At 67.6% G+C, this 15,497-nt stretch carries 21 protein-coding genes; 11 read left to right on the top strand and 10 right to left on the bottom strand.

The features are described 5' to 3' along the window. Positions 1-105: 105 nt before the first annotated feature. Positions 106-669, top strand: a complete 564-nt coding sequence (locus tag AC1RM6_RS13380) for a hypothetical protein (RefSeq protein WP_493101938.1) — start codon at positions 106-108, stop codon at positions 667-669. Positions 670-715: 46 nt separating this feature from the next. Continuing rightward, the gene (locus AC1RM6_RS13385; RefSeq protein WP_493101940.1) at positions 716-1,150 is read left to right on the top strand and encodes a GNAT family N-acetyltransferase; all 435 of its coding nucleotides are present in this window, start codon (positions 716-718) and stop codon (positions 1,148-1,150) included. Between the two features lies 1 nt (position 1,151). Here the strand turns inward: AC1RM6_RS13385 and AC1RM6_RS13390 are convergent, their stop codons facing one another. Continuing rightward, the gene (locus AC1RM6_RS13390) at positions 1,152-2,804 is read right to left on the bottom strand and encodes an FAD-dependent oxidoreductase (protein WP_493101942.1); all 1,653 of its coding nucleotides are present in this window, start codon (positions 2,802-2,804) and stop codon (positions 1,152-1,154) included. 40 nt (positions 2,805-2,844) lie between these two features. After that, complete coding sequence (locus tag AC1RM6_RS13395; RefSeq protein ID WP_493101944.1) at positions 2,845-3,150, bottom strand: UBP-type zinc finger domain-containing protein; 306 nt, start codon at positions 3,148-3,150, stop codon at positions 2,845-2,847. Positions 3,151-3,592: 442 nt separating this feature from the next. Here AC1RM6_RS13395 and AC1RM6_RS13400 point away from each other — a divergent pair, with 442 nt between their 5' ends. After that, entirely contained in the window at positions 3,593-4,264 is a 672-nt protein-coding gene (locus AC1RM6_RS13400) for a cistern family PEP-CTERM protein (protein ID WP_493101946.1), read from the top strand. Here the strand turns inward: AC1RM6_RS13400 and AC1RM6_RS13405 are convergent. The 4 genes from AC1RM6_RS13405 to AC1RM6_RS13420 all read right to left on the bottom strand — a co-directional run bounded on the left by AC1RM6_RS13405 (position 4,233) and on the right by AC1RM6_RS13420 (position 7,200). Further along, entirely contained in the window at positions 4,233-5,258 is a 1,026-nt protein-coding gene (locus tag AC1RM6_RS13405) for a hypothetical protein (RefSeq protein WP_493101948.1), read from the bottom strand. The genes AC1RM6_RS13400 and AC1RM6_RS13405 overlap by 32 nt on opposite strands. Beyond that, the gene (locus tag AC1RM6_RS13410) at positions 5,255-5,803 is read right to left on the bottom strand and encodes a hypothetical protein (RefSeq protein WP_493101950.1); all 549 of its coding nucleotides are present in this window, start codon (positions 5,801-5,803) and stop codon (positions 5,255-5,257) included. The genes AC1RM6_RS13405 and AC1RM6_RS13410 overlap by 4 nt, the downstream gene beginning before the upstream one ends. A gap of 326 nt (positions 5,804-6,129) precedes the next feature. Continuing rightward, on the bottom strand, positions 6,130-6,756 hold the full coding sequence (locus tag AC1RM6_RS13415; RefSeq protein ID WP_493101952.1) for a glutathione S-transferase family protein: 627 nt from the start codon (positions 6,754-6,756) through the stop codon (positions 6,130-6,132). Positions 6,757-6,852: 96 nt separating this feature from the next. Next, positions 6,853-7,200, bottom strand: a complete 348-nt coding sequence (locus AC1RM6_RS13420) for a hypothetical protein (RefSeq protein WP_493101954.1) — start codon at positions 7,198-7,200, stop codon at positions 6,853-6,855. A 92-nt stretch (positions 7,201-7,292) separates the two neighbouring features. On the opposite strand from AC1RM6_RS13420, the gene AC1RM6_RS13425 reads away from it, so the two are divergent. The 4 genes from AC1RM6_RS13425 to AC1RM6_RS13440 all read left to right on the top strand — a co-directional run bounded on the left by AC1RM6_RS13425 (position 7,293) and on the right by AC1RM6_RS13440 (position 8,737). Next, the gene (locus tag AC1RM6_RS13425; RefSeq protein WP_493101956.1) at positions 7,293-7,805 is read left to right on the top strand and encodes a DUF2975 domain-containing protein; all 513 of its coding nucleotides are present in this window, start codon (positions 7,293-7,295) and stop codon (positions 7,803-7,805) included. A 9-nt stretch (positions 7,806-7,814) separates the two neighbouring features. Beyond that, on the top strand, positions 7,815-8,024 hold the full coding sequence (locus tag AC1RM6_RS13430) for a helix-turn-helix domain-containing protein (RefSeq protein WP_493101958.1): 210 nt from the start codon (positions 7,815-7,817) through the stop codon (positions 8,022-8,024). A gap of 7 nt (positions 8,025-8,031) precedes the next feature. Then, positions 8,032-8,349, top strand: a complete 318-nt coding sequence (locus AC1RM6_RS13435; RefSeq protein WP_493101959.1) for a hypothetical protein — start codon at positions 8,032-8,034, stop codon at positions 8,347-8,349. A gap of 154 nt (positions 8,350-8,503) precedes the next feature. Further along, a complete protein-coding gene (locus AC1RM6_RS13440; protein WP_493101960.1) occupies positions 8,504-8,737 on the top strand; it encodes a hypothetical protein in 234 nt (77 codons plus the stop codon). A gap of 169 nt (positions 8,738-8,906) precedes the next feature. On the opposite strand, the gene AC1RM6_RS13445 is transcribed toward AC1RM6_RS13440, so the two are convergent. Both AC1RM6_RS13445 and AC1RM6_RS13450 read right to left on the bottom strand, forming a co-directional pair. After that, positions 8,907-10,466, bottom strand: coding sequence for an amidase (locus AC1RM6_RS13445; protein ID WP_493101962.1), 1,560 nt, complete (start codon positions 10,464-10,466; stop codon positions 8,907-8,909). 74 nt (positions 10,467-10,540) lie between these two features. Beyond that, entirely contained in the window at positions 10,541-10,723 is a 183-nt protein-coding gene (locus AC1RM6_RS13450) for a hypothetical protein (RefSeq protein ID WP_493101964.1), read from the bottom strand. Positions 10,724-11,054: 331 nt separating this feature from the next. Here AC1RM6_RS13450 and rutB point away from each other — a divergent pair, with 331 nt between their 5' ends. The 4 genes from rutB to rutA all read left to right on the top strand — a co-directional run bounded on the left by rutB (position 11,055) and on the right by rutA (position 14,215). Further along, entirely contained in the window at positions 11,055-11,780 is a 726-nt protein-coding gene (gene rutB / locus AC1RM6_RS13455; protein ID WP_493101965.1) for a pyrimidine utilization protein B, read from the top strand. Between the two features lie 3 nt (positions 11,781-11,783). Next, positions 11,784-12,173 (top strand): pyrimidine utilization protein C, encoded by a 390-nt coding sequence (gene rutC, locus AC1RM6_RS13460; RefSeq protein ID WP_493101967.1) that lies wholly within the window; start codon positions 11,784-11,786, stop codon positions 12,171-12,173. Positions 12,174-12,333: 160 nt separating this feature from the next. Continuing rightward, on the top strand, positions 12,334-13,119 hold the full coding sequence (gene rutD / locus AC1RM6_RS13465) for a pyrimidine utilization protein D (RefSeq protein WP_493101968.1): 786 nt from the start codon (positions 12,334-12,336) through the stop codon (positions 13,117-13,119). A 22-nt stretch (positions 13,120-13,141) separates the two neighbouring features. Continuing rightward, positions 13,142-14,215, top strand: coding sequence for a pyrimidine utilization protein A (gene rutA / locus AC1RM6_RS13470; RefSeq protein ID WP_493101970.1), 1,074 nt, complete (start codon positions 13,142-13,144; stop codon positions 14,213-14,215). 156 nt (positions 14,216-14,371) lie between these two features. On the opposite strand, the gene AC1RM6_RS13475 is transcribed toward rutA, so the two are convergent. Then, on the bottom strand, positions 14,372-14,536 hold the full coding sequence (locus AC1RM6_RS13475) for a hypothetical protein (protein ID WP_493101971.1): 165 nt from the start codon (positions 14,534-14,536) through the stop codon (positions 14,372-14,374). A gap of 74 nt (positions 14,537-14,610) precedes the next feature. Beyond that, positions 14,611-15,438: a hypothetical protein gene (locus AC1RM6_RS13480; protein WP_493101973.1), complete on the bottom strand. Its 828-nt coding sequence runs from the start codon at positions 15,436-15,438 to the stop codon at positions 14,611-14,613. Between the last annotated feature and the right edge of the window lie 59 nt (positions 15,439-15,497).

Here is a 15,497-nt window from a genome sequence, read left to right on the forward strand (position 1 = left end):
CGGACTTACGGGCTTGGCGGCCTTCGACTGGTGGCTTGCAACCGCCGGCCGGTCATGCGCATTGGCCGGAAGATAGCGCCTTGGCGCGGGGCAGGGGATGTGACGATGAACTTCATTCTACGACTCTGTGCCGCCGGATCCGCGCTGCTCGCGATTCCCGCGATGGCGGCCGCGAAAGGCGTCACCTATGATTGCGACACCGCGGCCGATCATTTCTCCGAATTGACCCTGCCCGCCGGTGACGGCGCGTTCACGGTGTCCGGCAACGTCCGGCTGATGACGCTGGCCGGCAGCAAGACCTATACGCCGATCGTGCGCATCCAGGTCGCGCCGTCCTCCGCGCCGGGCCAGTCGCCCGGTGCCTATGCCGGCTTCTCGCTCTCTGCGCTGGCGGTCAATGCCAAGAAGACGCCGACGGGCGCAGCCGCCATCCAGATGCTGAGCTATAATGTCGGCGGCAAGGAGGACGAGGTCCTGCCCTTGTCGATGATGACCAAGCCGGGCACCGTCCAGCCCTTCACCCTGTCCTATGACGGGAGCACGGTCTCGGTGAATCTCGGAAGCGAAGCCAGGAGCTTCCCCTTGAAAGCGGCCGAGCCGGTGGTCCGGATCATCTGTTCGACCGGCGAGTTTCTGATCACCGACCTGACGATCGCGCCTGTGCGATAGCCTCGTCGCGCGTTGAAAACCGATCGTTTCGGCGTAGAGAGGCGCGATGACGCTCCGCATCGAGATCCCCGAAAACCCGTCCGACGCCGATCGCGAGGCGGTCCTGGCGCCGCTGCGCGCCTATAATGTCAGCCGCGCGGGCGATCCGCATATCCGCCCGGTGGCGATATTGCTGACCGACGCGGACGGCGCCCATGTCGGCGGACTATGGGGAAAATGCGTCTATGACTGGCTGTTCGTCGAGCTGCTCGCGGTGCCCGAGGCGCATCGCGGCGGCCACCATGGCACCGCATTGATGGAACAGGCCGAAGCGATCGCCCGCGGCCATGGCTGCATCGGCATCTGGCTCGACACCTATGAATTCCAGGCGCGCGGCTTCTACGAGAAACTCGGCTTCGAACTGTTCGGCACGCTCGACGATCACCCGGCCGGCCAGCAGCGCTTCTTCCTCCGCAAGCGCCTCGACCGCGCGGCGCAATAGATCACCCCTGCCGCGCCAGGCAGGCGTGGATCTGCGCCACCACCGCCGCGCCTTCGCCGACCGCCGCCGCCACCCGCTTGGTCGAGGCGGCGCGGATGTCGCCGACCGCGAACACCGCCGGGCGGCTGGTCTGGAGTGCTGCGGCGCCGTCCTGGCCGGTCAGGATGAAACCGTGCGGATCGAGGTCGATACAGCCGTCGACCCAGCCGCTATTCGGATCGGCGCCGATGAACAGGAAGATATGGCGGGCGTCGCAACGATGCTCGACGCCGGTCGTGCGATCGCGATAGCTGGCGCCGGTCAGTCCGGTGGCGCGGTCGCCATGAAGCGCGGTGATCTCGGTGCGGACATGGATCTCGACATTGGGAAGTGCTGCGATCCGGTCGATCAGATAACGCGACATCGTCGCTTCGAGCCCGTCGCGGCGGATGATCAGGTGGAGCTTCTTGACCTTCGGCGCGAGGAAGGCGACCGCCTGGCCCGCCGAATTGCCGCCGCCGATCAGCGCGACCTCCTCGCCCTCGCACAGCTTGGCCTCGATCGGCGACGCCCAGTAGGACACGCCGGCCCCCTCGAAGGTCTCGAGATCGGGAATCTCGGGGCGGCGATAGCGGGCGCCCGACGCGATCACCACCGTGCGCGCCTGGACGGTGACGCCATTGTCGAGCACCAGCCGGCGCGGGGCGGGCGGGTCGGTCTCGACTTCGGGGCAGTCGAGCTTCACCGCGGCGATCGGGATCGCGATCTCGGCGCCGAATTTCTGCGCCTGGCTGAACGCGCGCCCGGCGAGCGCCTGGCCCGAAATCCCGGTCGGAAAGCCGAGATAATTCTCGATCCGCGCCGACGCGCCCGCCTGGCCGCCGATCGCGCGCTGATCGAGCACCAGCACCGACAGGCCCTCGGAGGCGGCATAGACCGCGGTCGCCAGCCCCGACGGGCCCGCGCCGACCACTGCAACGTCGTAGAGCGTGCCGGGATCGAGCTCGGGGGTGAACCCCAGGCAGATACCGGCCTCCGCGGTGGTCGGGCGGCGCAGCACGGTGCCGTTGGGGCACAGCATCAGCGGCAGTTCGTCGGCGTGGATGCCGAGCCGTTCGATCAGCGCATGCGCTTCGGCGTCGCCATCGGGATCGAGCACGCTGTGCGGATAGCCGTTGCGCGCGAGAAAGCCTTCGAGCTCGACCAGCTCGGGCATGTCGCGCTTGCCGATCAGGATCGATCCGGCGCCGCCGGCCTCGATCAGCCCGACCCGGCGCAGGATGAAGGCGCGCATCAATATCTCACCGAGTTCGGCCGATCCGATCACCAGCGCGCGCAGATGGGCGCCGTCATAGGGCAGGGCAGTGCAGCCGGCGGGCCCGGCGCGGCCCATCGCCAGCGAGGCGCGGCCGCCGAGCTGGCTGATCTCGCCCGAGAACTGCCCCGGGCATTCCTCGGTGATCGCGGTCTCGTGGCCGAGGCCGTCGCGGCGCGAGATCGCGATCGATCCCTCGAGCACCAGCCACACCCCGCCGTCGCGGTCGCCGACCTCGAACACCGACGCGCCGGGTTCGAAGCGGCGGGCGGGGCCGCTCGCGAAGCGGCGCGCGACCTCGACCTGGGCGGCGCTCAGGGTCGGGAACATCTGGTCGTGGCGGGTGTCGATCACGGGCATGCGGGGTCCTTCGTCGACTGGCGGTGAAATGGGGCGGTCGTCAGGTGAAGCGGGGGATCGGGCCGCGCTGCGGGGTCTGGTCGGGCAGGTCGACCATCTGCCGGTCGACATAGCACCAGCCCCAGCCTTCGGGCGGATCATAGCCTTCGATGATCGGGTGATGGGTGGCGCGGAAATGCGCGGTGGCGTGGCGCCCCGGCGAATCGTCGCAACAGCCGACATGGCCGCAGCTCCGGCACAGCCGCAGATGCACCCACCAGCCGCCGGCCTTCAGGCATTCCTCGCAGCCTGGCGACCCCGGCGTCACCTGGTTGATTGTATCGCGGTGCGGGCAGCTGTTCGCCATGCCGCGAACCTATCGCGGCGATCGCCCCCGCGCCAGCCGCTCGCGCCTGCCCTCGTCACTCCGGGCTCGACCCGGAACATCCCTGCCTTTTGCGGGCGGAAGAGCACGTGAAATCCCGGATTGAATCCGGGGTGACGGGGGAGTCAGCACCCCGGAGCCTGAATCCGACGGCGGCAGCCTAAGCACCCGCGCGACCAAGCAAACACCTCTATTAGACTTTAGTCTAAATAGCTCTCCGATAATATATCCGATTCCGGATGTAATATGGAACCGGTCCGGTCTTTGTTGGCGTGTCGTGGCTATATTCTCATGCAGACCGACTAATGTCTAACGGATATAGAAGGAATCGGGCGATGTGTGGCCGGTCATCATGTCATAGGCGTGATGATATTATCGTGGGAAGGTCTTTGCTTTGCGTGTGAAAGCTATCATCGCTGCTTCGATGCTCGTCATCGGGGCCGTCGCCGGTCATGCTTCGGTGGTTCTGAACCGCACCGATGTCGGGACGATCTTCAACGTCGATTATACCGGCTATGTGCTGGCGCTGCCCAACAGCAATCTCGGCGCGCTCAGCAGCTTCACCTACACCGGGGCGAGCAGCGACGGCCGCAGCTATAATTTCAACTATTCGATCACCAACGACTCGACGATGACGTCGCGGCTGCGCTCGTTCGGCTTCGACGTGCTCGGCAACAACACGATCAGCGCGCTGTCGTCGACCGGCACCTTCGCGACCGCGATGCAGAACCCGCTCGGCGGGCTGCTCGGCACCGATATCTGCTTCGCGTCGAGCACCGGCACCTGCGGCACCGGAACCGGCGGCATCAATGCGGGCCAGACCGCGACCGGATCGTTCACTTTGACCTTCGCCAACATCATGTCGTCGATCGAACTCAACGACTTCGCGGTCAGCTACACCAATGTCGGCGGGCTGCTGACCGGCAGCGGCATGGGCGACGCGGTCTCGATCGGCCCGGTCTCCGCCGCCCCCGAGGCGTCGACCTGGATGATGATGATCGGCGGCTTCGGCCTGATCGGCTGGCTGCTGCGCCGCCGGTCGGCGGGCGGTGCGATGATGCCGGTCATGCAGTTGGTCCCTTCGACCCTGCGATGATCGGCGGCGGTGGCGGGCGCACCTCCTTCGCGCGCGCCACCAGCCGGTCGAGCACGTCGGGAACGAAGCGCTCGGCGAAGCCGGCGACGAACGCCCACAGCAGCAGCTTGAAGACGTCGGCCGGACTGGCGAGGCCCAGCGCGCGCTGGATCTGGTCGATCACCCACAGTTCGTCCTGCTGGCCTTTCCGCGAGATGCCGGCTGTCGTCGGCGCCGCCTGGCGGGCCTCGTCGGCGCTGATCCGTGCGGCGGCGGTGCGCTCGTTGGCGGTGGTCTCGAGCAAAGCGACCGCGACCCTCTGCGCCTGGATCGCCGCCGCCTGCCGGGCCGCATCGGCGGGTGCCGCATTGTGCAGCGTTTCGAGCTTGGCGCGGGCATCGGCGAGCCGCTGTTCGGCGCGTCGCGCGCGCTCGGCGGCCTGGAAGGCGTCGCTGCTCTTCTCGCGCACCAGGTTGCGCGCCTCGCGCTCCTGCTGGCTCGCCATCGTCGGGGCGAGCCCGCCCTTCAAGCCCAGCGTCTCGGGCACCCCGGTCGCGAAGGCGACATAGACCAGGATCGCGAAGATGCTCGCGCTGAGCAAGGCGAGCCGGATGCCGTTGCGGCCGAGCCCCAGCGCGACCAACTCGAAGATCGGATCGCGATCGAGGATGTTCTTCGACGTCGCCGCCTGCAGTCGGTTGGTCACGCTGATCACCGCGCCGATCCGGCCGACCACCGCGAGCAGGGTCAGCCCGACCACCAGCCAGCCGAAATCGGGCGACAAGGTGAGCGCGGCGGCGCAGATCGCGACCAGCGCGACCAGCCCGACCCAGAAGCGATAGAGCAGCCAGGCCTTGAGGTTGCGCAGGCCCTTTTCGCGCGCGGCGTTGAGCACATAGGTCGAATGGAGATAGTCGAGCAGGCCGAGCGTATCGGCCTTCACGTCGACCGTGGAGGCGGGCTGCGGGCCGATCGACATGGTCGGCGGCATCGCGCCTTGCATCGGGTCGGTCACAGCGCGACCTCCGGGTCGGGCACCAGCGCGATCGATCGGCCGACGGCGCCGTCGGCGATCGCGGCCGCGTCGCGCGGCCGGTCGTTGTCCACCTGCGGCTCGGCCGGGACGGGCGCCGCATCGGGCTGGGCGACCGGCGGCGCCGAGACCAGATAGGAGACATTGGCGTTGCCGGTCGCGACCCGGCGGAACCGCTCCTGGAACGACCATTGCCGCCGGTCGATCCGGGCGTCGCTGTACAGCGCGACCAGCTGCGACTCGATGCTCATCAGCTGGGCGAGGCCAGCGCCGCCCTGGGTCATCGCCACCGAGATCGCATCGCACAGGTCGGCGCGGGTGCTATGCTGATAATAGCCGCTCGCGGTCGCGCCATCGCCGTCGAACTGCGGCCCGCGCGCCATCGCCTTCAGCCAGTTGCCATAGCCGTCGAGCGCCAGGTCGAAGCCGGTGTCGGGATGGGTCCAGCACAGCACCTCGCGGCGGAACCAGTGCCACCAGCTGCCGAGCGACCCCTGATAGCTGCCTTGCGCTTCCTGCGACGTCATCATGCCCTCCTTGGCGGATCGGGTGAAGGATGCGTTGAACGGCACCGGCCTATCGTACAGGCATTGGCATGCGAGGCGATTCGGGTGCGGACGCCGTGGCGAACCCAGTCATCGAGTCGGTCATGGGATAGACCGTGCGCCGTGTCGCTGCGCGTGACCGCGATCACGTGACCGCCCGTTTCCGAAATTGCATTACGTCGCAGAATGCATGGCGACCGCGGTGCCCTAATTCGGTGACAGTGCACTTTTAGCGGCGCGGCGCCGCGCGGACTCGCTAAAAGTGCACTGTCACCGAATTGCCCTCAATGCGCGGGGCGGGCGGGGCTCTAGATATTCACCCCTTCGTGCGAACGCGCCATGGCGCGTTTGTAGGCGTCGCGGCCCGTGGTGCGGGCGAGATAGGCCTGTTCGGCGTCGCCGAGGGTGATGCCGCAGTTCCGTTGACCCAGGTTCAGCGCATAGGTCACCGAGATGTCGGCTGCCGTGAAAGCGTCGCCCGCGAGGTAGGGCGAGCCGGCAAGCCGTTGGCCGACCAGCTTCAGCCGCTTCTGGAACGCCTTCAGGCACCAGCTCGCGCCCCAATTCTCCCGATCGGCCTCGGGCGCGATGAAGCGGCTGACGACGACGGGCATCATCAGGGTCGCGAGGCCGGCCTCGCCCAGGTGCAGAAACTGCTGATAGGCGGCGAAGCTCGGATCGTGCGGCGCGGGCGCCAGCGGCGTCGGTCCGTAACGGGCCATCAGATATTCCATGATCGCGATCGACTCGACCATGGCGACGTCGCCGTCCTCGATCGCCGGGATATAATCGGCGGGGTTGACCGCGAGGAATTCGGGGTCCTGCTCGGCGGCCAGCATGTCGACCTGCCGCACGCGGTAGGGAAGGCCCATTTCCTCCAGCACCCAGACGACCCGGAGCGATCGCGAGGTCTGTCCGCCCCACACGGTGATCATGCGCCGGCCCTTTCCCGATATGGCTGAAGATCGACCATAGCGAAGCTATATGACCCTGGCACGCCGCTTTCCACCCATCCCGGATCGACCGTCGCGCTATTCCCGCCCCGAAATCCGCTTCCACTCCTGCTTCGAACAGCCGCTCGATCCGCCCGGTCCCGAGGCGGTGCACGAACCGATCCCCGACCGGCCCTCGCGCATCGTCCCGATCCGCTGCGAGACGTCGGCGCGGGCGATGTCGCCGGCGCCGTCCTCGGCGGGGAGCGGCAGGCGGTAGCGCGCGGCGGCGCGGTCGCGGCCGCACACGACGATGTCGCCGGTGCCGGCATCGGCGGGGCAGGGCGCGGCGACCGACCGGCCGCGGCGCGCCAGCGCGTCGAGCGCCGCCTGTGGCGGGGCGGGCGCTGCGGCGGTGGTCGCGGCCCACAACAGAAAACCGATCATCGCATCGCCGTTCCGGCTCCGTCATTCCGCTGCTGGACAGGCCGAGAAGCACCGCCTAATTATTGTTTGTCAATAATTTTGGAGAATTGGCGATGACCGGCCATGGTAAGGCGGAGCATCTGTGTCAGGCCGCGATCATCCTCATCCCCGCGGCGATCATCGGCTATTGGGCGCTGGCGAGCGCCACTGCGATCCGCACCGACTGGCTCGCCGGCATGCCGGCGGGCGGCGCGATCCTCGGCTGGAAGCGGGCGGCCTGCGCGGTCTTCACCCTGTTGTGCACCGCGCCGCTGCTGCTCGGCCTCGTCCAGCTCCAGGCGATCCTGCACCATATGCGGCGTGGCGCCTGGTTCGACGACGCGATGATGCGCGCGGTGCCGGCGCTCGGCCAGGCGCTGATCGGCTATGCGGCGCTGTCGCTGCTCTGCCAGCCGGCGGTCAGCGTGTTGCTGACCTGCGACGCGCCCGCCGGGCGGCGGCTGATCGCGCTCAGCCTCGGCCAGGCCGATCTGCTGCCCTGGCTGGCGGGCGCGCTGGCGCTGGTGATGGCGCGGCTGCTGCTCGCTGGCCGCGCGCTCGCCAACGACCAGAAATATATGGTCTAGTTCGACGCGATGCCGATCGTCGTGAAGCTCGACGCGATGCTCGCGCGGCGCGGCGTGCGCGCGACCGAATTGTCGCGGGCGATCGGCATCACCGAGGCGAACATCTCGCTGCTGCGATCGGGCAAGGTCCGCGCGATCCGCTTCTCGACGCTGGAGGCGATTTGCGCTTATCTGGACTGCAAGCCGGGCGACCTGCTCGACTATGACGCGGAAGACTGACCGACCGATGGCGCGACCTGGACTGAGATATTGGACGACCGCGCGCGCCGGCGGCGCCGGCAGCATCGCCGGGCTCGCCGCGCTGCTGCTGTGGCCGGCCTATGCCGCCTTTCCGCGCACGATGATCCTGCCGTTCATCGCCGCGCTGCTGGTCGCCTGCCTGTGCGGCGCCTCGATCCTGTGGATCATCAGCCTCGACGTCACCCGCCATGTCCGCGGCAGCCGGCTGCGGGTGATCCGGATCTTCGACATCCTGCTCGGGCTGGTGCTGGCGGTGCCGACCTTCCTCGAGCTGCGTGAGATCATGCCGTACGTCATCGGCTGAATTTTCGCCCGGCGCGCCGGAAAATGCGCGGATAACCAAGGTTCCGGACGCTCGTCTCCGTCGCAACAATGTGACGGGCGAACATTGCAGTGCTGAAATCCGGCCGCAACGCAGCAGGCCAAATGTCCGCCTCGCCACGCGCAAGGAAGGACTGATGATGTTCCACGAAAGCCGCCCTCGGACGCTGCTTCGCCCCCAATATGAAGCGGTCGCGGCGCCCGATGTCGCGCGCAGCGCGCTCGGTTGCGAAAATGGCCGCCACTCGGCGATCAGCGCGACCAAGGTCGAGATCAGCGGCGTGACCCATGCCGAATGCCGCCATTGCGGCTGCCAGTTGATGCGCTTCGCGGCATCGCGGCGATGGTTCAGATGTGGGGAAATGGGGTGAAACTCCCCGTCGCCCCGGCGGAGGCCGGGGCCGCCCAAGACTCTCGCGGTGAGCTATCCGCCGGGGGTACGCGCTTAGATGTTGCGTCTTTGCCTTGGGCGGCCCCGGGCGATGCCTGTCCTCGGACGGGGCGAAGTCCCGATCCGGGGGCCGGGGCGACGAATGAGGCCTACTCCGCGCTCGCCCGATATGTCGGCGGCACCCGTCGCTTGGTCGCCTGTTCATAGGCGTAGCCCAGCGCCAGCAGCCTCTCCTCGGACCAGGCGGGGCCGATGAAGGAGAGGCCGACCGGCAGGCCATGGACCTGGCCCATCGGCACCGTCAGATGCGGATAGCCCGACACCGCGGGCAGCAGCGACGCGCCGCCGCCGCTCGATTTGCCGCCGTTGATCAGGTCGCTGACCCCGGCCGGGCCGGTGGTCGGCGCGATCAGCACGTCGAGCCGGTCGAGCGCCAGCATCGCATCGATCCCCTCGGGGCCGGCGAGGCGTTTCGCGGTCGCCGCCGTGGCGGCATAATCGGGGTCGGCGGTGCCCTGGGTCGCCTCGGCCGCCTCGAACGTCTCCTGGCCGAACCAGGGCATTTCCTCGGCGGCATGCGCCTTGTCGAAGGCGATCAGCGCGGCGAGCGTCCGGCTCTTCACCGCCGGCGGGGTGCTCGCCAGATAGGCGTTGAGGTCGGTCTTGAAATCATGGTCGAGGACGAAGCCCTCGGCCTTGCGGATCTTCGCGGTGTCGAACGCCGGAATCTCGACGATCGTCGCGCCTGCCGCCTTCAGGTCGGCGATCGCCCGCTCGAACAGCGGATCGACCATCGGGTGGAAGCCCGCCGCGAACCGCATCACCCCGATCCGCGCGCCCTTGAGCGCTTGCGGGTCGAGGGCGGCGACATAATCGACTGCGCGAAAATACACGGGCTGGGCGGCGGTCGCCGGATCGGTAGGGTCGCGCCCGGCCAGCGCCTGGAGCAGGATCGCGACGTCGCGCACGCTGCGCGCCATCGGTCCGGCGGTGTCCTGGCTGTGCGAGATCGGTACGACATGGGTGCGCGAGACCAGCCCGACGGTCGGCTTCAGCCCGACCAGCCCGTTGACCGACGACGGGCAGACGATCGACCCGTCGGTCTCGGTGCCGATCGCCGCCACCGCCAGGCTGGCCGCGGTCGCAGCCCCGCTGCCCGCGCTCGATCCGCAGGCGCTGCGGTCGAGCGCATAGGGGTTGCGCACCAGCCCGCCGACCGCGCTCCAGCCGCTGCTCGACCGGCTCGATCGCATGTTCGCCCATTCGGACAGGTTGGTCTTGCCGAGGATCACCGCCCCGGCCGCGCGCAGCCGGGCGACCAACGGCGCATCGCGCCCGGTGACATTGTCCTTGAGCGCGAGCGACCCGGCGGTGGTCGGCAGCGGCCCCAGGCTCTCGATATTGTCCTTGAGCAGGATCGGCACCCCGTGGAGCGGCCCGCGGACATGGCCGGCGCGCCGCTCGGCATCGAGCGCGCGGGCATCGGCGGCGGCATCGGGGTTCAGCGCGATGATGCTGTGGAGGCGCGGGTCGATCCTGGCGATGCGGCGGCGATAGGCGGCGACCAGCGCCTCGGCGCTCGTCCGTCCGGCGGCGAGGTCGGCGGCGGTCTCGGCGATCGACCGTTCCTCGACCGGCACCGCCGCCTGCGATGCGACCGGCAGCACCATCAGCGCCGCCATCGTCATGCCCCGGATCATCGTCTTCATCGCTGTTCCCCCGTTCGCAGACAGGGTCGCCGGTAAATAGCTGCACTGCAACATGAAAATGCAGAAAAGCGCGCTCAGCCGCGCCGTGGGCGCTCGATCAGCCGCAATATACGATCGAGCCGGCCGACCATGATGTCGTCCCCCGATGCAACCGCGCCCTTGATTCGATCGACCATATGGTCGATGGCGGTGTCGCCATATTTCCCGATTATTTCAGCAGCTTCGTCTTCGTCCAATGCAATGTCGATCATGGCCACCCTCATGTTGCATCGCGGTGCAAACTGGTTTGCGTAACCTTTGGTTACAAAAGAGTCGATCGAAGATTTTCGGGCTCCGGTCGACCGCTGTCACCCGGTAGCTACGGTCCAACTTTCGCGATGGCTGCACGATGAACGGCGCGATAGAAATTCGGCGCTTTTCCGTCGATCCGTTGCCCTTCTTCTTCCGTCATCCCGGGCTCGACCCGGAATCTCCCTGCCTTCGACGGGCGGGATCCGGTTCGGCATCTGCCGGCTTGCATAGCGGCCGGAAACCGGTCCAAACTCATGACCATGCAGTACAGGGCGATCTCATGACGGCGATCCACGCATGACGGTGGTGACCTCCGGCCCCGAAGGCGCCGACCGGCGCTATGTCACCTTGCCGGCCCGGCCCGAACCGATCCGGGTCGCCGCCGACGAGACCGCGGTGGTGGTGATCGACATGCAGAACGCCTATGCGTCGCAGGGCGGCTATGTCGATCTCGCCGGCTTCGACATCGCCGGCGCGGCGGGGACGATCTCGAAGATCGCGACCGTGCTCGACACGGCGCGGGCCGCAGGGGTTCAGGTGGTTTTCCTGCAAAATGGCTGGGACCCCGACTATGTCGAGGCGGGCGGGCCGGGATCGCCCAACTGGCACAAGTCGAACGCCTTGAAGACGATGCGCGCGCGGCCCGAACTCAAGGGCAAGCTGCTGGCGCGCGGCGGCTGGGACTATGATCTGGTCGACGCGCTCAAGCCGCAGCCCGGCGACATCTCGCTCCACAAGACCCGCTATTCGGCCTTCTTCAACTCGCAGCTCGACAGTGTGCTCAGGGCGCGCGGCATCCGCAACATCGTCTTCGTGGGCATCGCCACCAATGTGTGTGTCGAATCGACCCTGCGCGATGGCTTCCACCTCGAATATTTCGGGGTGATGCTCGAGGACGCGACCCATCATCTCGGGCCCGACTTCATCCAGCAGGCCACCGTCTACAATGTCGAGAAATTCTTCGGCTGGGTGTCCACCGTCGCCGATTTCTGCGGCAGCTTCGGCCAGATCGAAAAGGAGTAGAACATGCCGTTCGAGGCGATCAATCCCCCGCAATTCCCGACCCCGATCGCGCCCTTTTCGGCCGGGACCAAGGCCGGCAATACCGTCTATGTCTCGGGCACGCTCGCGCTCGGCGAGGGCGGGGTGGTGCTCCATCCGGGCGACGCCGCCGCCCAGACCCGCCATGTCCTCGAGGTGATCAAGACCACGCTCGAGGCCGCCGGCGCCGCGCTGACCGACGTCGCCTTCAACCATATCTTCCTCAAGGACTGGGCCGACTATGCCGCGATGAATGCGGTCTATGCCGAATATTTCCCCGGCGCGAAGCCCGCGCGCTACTGCATCCAGTGCGGGCTGGTGAAGCCGGAGTGCCTCGTCGAGATCGCCTCGGTCGCGCATATAGAGGCAGCGTGAGGATGGTCTTTCTTGATCCTCCCTATGCCGCAGGCATGGGGAGGGGGACCACCGAAGGTGGTGGAGGGGTTTTCTGCGCTGTCGGATGTTGCGCCGACCCCTCCACCACGCCTTCGGCGCGGTCCCCCTCCCCAAATCTGCGATTTAGGGAGGATTGCAGGTGATAGCCGGCCTTCACTGGGAATCCTTCGGTCCCGCCGACGGCCCGCCGCTGATCCTCTCGGCCGGCCTCGGCGGCGGCGGGGGCTATTGGAAGCCCAATCTTGCCGCGCTGGCGCAGGATCGCCGCGTCATCCTCTACGATCATCGCGGCACCGGCCGCTCGGATCGCGCGCTCGGCGCGGCGACCAGCATCGAGGCGATGGCCGACGATCTGGTCGCGCTGATGGACGGGCTCGACATCGCTCGCGCCGACATTGTCGGTCATGCGCTGGGCGGGATCATCGGCCTCGCGCTGGCGCTGCGCGCGCCCGACCGGATCGGCGGGCTGGTCGCGGTCAACAGCTGGTCGAAACCCGACCCGCATTTCGCACGCTGCTTCGACATCCGCCTGCAGATCCTGCGCGACAGCGGGCCGAGCGCCTATCTGCGCGCCCAGCCCTTGTTCCTTTATCCGGCGCCGTGGATCTCGCGGAACATCGACCGGATCGAGGCCGAGGAGGCGCATCATGTCGCCGACTTCCAGGGCGCCGAGACCCTCGCCAAACGGGTCGCGGCGATCTGCGCCTTCGACATCGACGCGCGGCTCGGCGAGATCGCCACGCCCGTGCTCGCGCTCGCGGCCGAGGACGACATGCTGGTGCCCGCCTTCTGCTCCGAACGGCTGGCCGAGGGTCTGCCTCACGCCACCCTCGCGCAGCTGCCGGGCGGCGGCCATGCGTGCAACATCACCGAAGCGGCGGCGTTCGAGGACATCGTCCTCGGCTGGCTCGACCACAATAGTTAGGCACAACAGTTAGGAACGGACCATGCAGGTCGGCGTCTTCGTCCCCATCAACAACAATGGCTGGCTGATCAGCGAGAATGCGCCGCAGTACAAGCCGAGCTTCGACCTCAACAAGGCGATCGCCCAGAGCGCCGAGAAGCATGGCCTCGATTTCCTGCTGTCGATGATCAAGCTGCGCGGGTTCGGCGGCAAGACCGAATTCTGGGAATATGGGCTCGAAAGCTTTACGCTGATGGCCGGCCTCGCCGCGGTGACCGAACGGATCAAGATCTACGCGACCTGTCCGACCCTGGTGATCCCGCCCGCCTTCGCCGCGCGCATGTGCAACACGATCGATTCGATCAGCCATGGCCGCTTCGGATTGAACCTGATCACCGGCTGGCAGCCGCCCGAATATACCCAGATGGGAATCTGGCCCGGCGACGAGCATTTCCGCAACCGCTACCAGATGCTCGACGAATATGCCCGCATCCTGCGCGAGCTGTGGGAGACCGGGGTCTCCGATTACAAGGGCACCTATTATCAGATGGAGGATTGCCGGGTCCGGCCGCAGCCGACCGGCGACATGAAGATCATCTGCGCGGGCTCGTCGGACGAGGGCCTCGCCTTCTCGGCCAAATGGGCCGACTATGCCTTCTGCCTCGGCAAGGGGGTCAACACCCCGACCGCCTTCGCCTCGAACAACGACCGGCTCGCGATCGCGACCGCGAAGACCGGTCGCGACGTGTCGGTGTTCGTGTTGGTGATGGTGATCGCCGCCGAGACCGACGAGGAGGCCCAGGCGAAGTGGAAGTCCTATAATGACGGGGTCGATCTCGACGCGATCGCCTGGCTCGCCGAACAGGGCGCCAAGGACACCCACAACAAGGACACCAATGTCCGCCAGCTTGCCGCGCCCGAAGGCGCGGTCAACATCAACATGGGCACGCTGGTTGGTTCCTACGCGACGATCGCGCGCATGCTCGACGAGATGGCCGCGGTGCCGAACACCGGCGGGGTGCTGCTGACCTTCGACGATTTCCTCGAAGGGGTCGAGGCGTTCGGGACGCGGATCCAGCCGCTGATGAAGTGCCGGGCGGGGGTGGTGGGCGGTTAAAATCCCGTCGCCCCAGCGAAGGCTGGGGCCCATGTCTCTTTCCTCAGGCGCTACGCGAGAGATTAAGAAGACAGCGCTTTTTCTACGTTGAGGTCATCGCCCGCCGCGCCAGACATGGACCCCAGCCTTCGCTGGGGCGACGGGATCGGGCGTTACCTATCCCCGCTTCTTCGCCTTGAACCAGGCATAGCCCGCACCCGCCACCGCGCCGAAGATCGGGCCGACGAACGGCACCGGGATCGCGATCACCGCGCCGATCGCCGCGGCCTTCGCCATGCTCTTGCCGAGTGCCTTGTCGTCGGTGATGCCTTTGGTCGTCATGTCCTATGCTCCCTGCTGGAATATCCCTGTGCCAACGCGGGGAAGCGCAGATGGGTCCGGTCCGCGATGGCGGTTCAGGGCGCGGCAGTCGCGGGCGGTGACGCGGTGGTGGCCAGACCCAGATAGAGCATTCCGCCATAAGGCAAGGATGGGTCGGGCGACAGCACCACGCTGCGCGGATGGGAGATGGGGGCCGGCCCGAAATCCCGGGCCTCGCAGGCCGGCGGCGTATTCGGCGCGGCATTCGGCTCGAAGAAGCAGGCCCACTGCGCACCGCCATTGCCGGCGATGTTCAGGGTCAGCCGTCCCGCGGGCGGCAACAGGCCGGCCATCGGCATATAATTGGGCTCGCTGCGCGTCCAGATTATGGTGCGCGCATGGACATTGCCGACCAGCGCCAGAACGAGCTGGTCGGTGCCCGCGCGTTGGATCAGGTCGGCCATTCCCTGCTCATAGGCGGCGGCATCGGCCGTATCGGCCGGCTGGAACCCGACCACGCGCTCGATCAGTCCGGCCCCGCGCATCCGTCGCAGTCGATCGATCAGGTCGAGCATCGCGATGCTGAACCGGCCATCCTGCATCTTGCTGCGCCAGGCGGGCGCCGATAGCAGTGCATCGCGCGCGGCGGTGCCGCCGTCGGAGGCGAGGAAGCGATCGAGCCGGGCCTGGTCGTCGGCGGGATATTCGAGCGCGATCACGATCTTGCGGCCGGTTGCCGCCGCCAGGCAGGCGAGATCGGCGAAGGCGACCGCGCTTTCGGCGGTGCCATGCCGTTCGCCGGCGACCAGCCAGCGCAGGTCCCCCCGGCCGATCATGTCGGACGCGCCGGCGATCGGCAGGGCGGGCGGGCAGGGGGCCGGCGATGCGGCGGCCGCGGCGGCGGCAAGCAGGATCGACATCATCGCGCGAAATCCTTTCGGTCAGGCGAGCGAACGGGCTCGGCGACGATGATCTCCCGCCC

Source organism: Rhizorhabdus sp. GW822-FHT03C02 (assembly GCF_058801765.1).

Coding starts and splice junctions, on each gene's coding strand:
- AC1RM6_RS13380 (WP_493101938.1), top strand. CDS start 106: ATGAACTTCATTCTACGACTCTGTGCCGCCGGATCCGCGCTGCTCGCG.
- AC1RM6_RS13385 (WP_493101940.1), top strand. CDS start 716: ATGACGCTCCGCATCGAGATCCCCGAAAACCCGTCCGACGCCGATCGC.
- AC1RM6_RS13390 (WP_493101942.1), bottom strand. CDS start 2,804: ATGCCCGTGATCGACACCCGCCACGACCAGATGTTCCCGACCCTGAGC.
- AC1RM6_RS13395 (WP_493101944.1), bottom strand. CDS start 3,150: ATGGCGAACAGCTGCCCGCACCGCGATACAATCAACCAGGTGACGCCG.
- AC1RM6_RS13400 (WP_493101946.1), top strand. CDS start 3,593: ATGCTCGTCATCGGGGCCGTCGCCGGTCATGCTTCGGTGGTTCTGAAC.
- AC1RM6_RS13410 (WP_493101950.1), bottom strand. CDS start 5,803: ATGACGTCGCAGGAAGCGCAAGGCAGCTATCAGGGGTCGCTCGGCAGC.
- AC1RM6_RS13415 (WP_493101952.1), bottom strand. CDS start 6,756: ATGATCACCGTGTGGGGCGGACAGACCTCGCGATCGCTCCGGGTCGTC.
- AC1RM6_RS13420 (WP_493101954.1), bottom strand. CDS start 7,200: ATGATCGGTTTTCTGTTGTGGGCCGCGACCACCGCCGCAGCGCCCGCC.
- AC1RM6_RS13425 (WP_493101956.1), top strand. CDS start 7,293: ATGACCGGCCATGGTAAGGCGGAGCATCTGTGTCAGGCCGCGATCATC.
- AC1RM6_RS13430 (WP_493101958.1), top strand. CDS start 7,815: ATGCCGATCGTCGTGAAGCTCGACGCGATGCTCGCGCGGCGCGGCGTG.
- AC1RM6_RS13435 (WP_493101959.1), top strand. CDS start 8,032: ATGGCGCGACCTGGACTGAGATATTGGACGACCGCGCGCGCCGGCGGC.
- AC1RM6_RS13440 (WP_493101960.1), top strand. CDS start 8,504: ATGATGTTCCACGAAAGCCGCCCTCGGACGCTGCTTCGCCCCCAATAT.
- AC1RM6_RS13445 (WP_493101962.1), bottom strand. CDS start 10,466: ATGAAGACGATGATCCGGGGCATGACGATGGCGGCGCTGATGGTGCTG.
- rutB (WP_493101965.1), top strand. CDS start 11,055: ATGACGGTGGTGACCTCCGGCCCCGAAGGCGCCGACCGGCGCTATGTC.
- rutC (WP_493101967.1), top strand. CDS start 11,784: ATGCCGTTCGAGGCGATCAATCCCCCGCAATTCCCGACCCCGATCGCG.
- rutA (WP_493101970.1), top strand. CDS start 13,142: ATGCAGGTCGGCGTCTTCGTCCCCATCAACAACAATGGCTGGCTGATC.
- AC1RM6_RS13475 (WP_493101971.1), bottom strand. CDS start 14,536: ATGACGACCAAAGGCATCACCGACGACAAGGCACTCGGCAAGAGCATG.
- AC1RM6_RS13480 (WP_493101973.1), bottom strand. CDS start 15,438: ATGATGTCGATCCTGCTTGCCGCCGCCGCGGCCGCCGCATCGCCGGCC.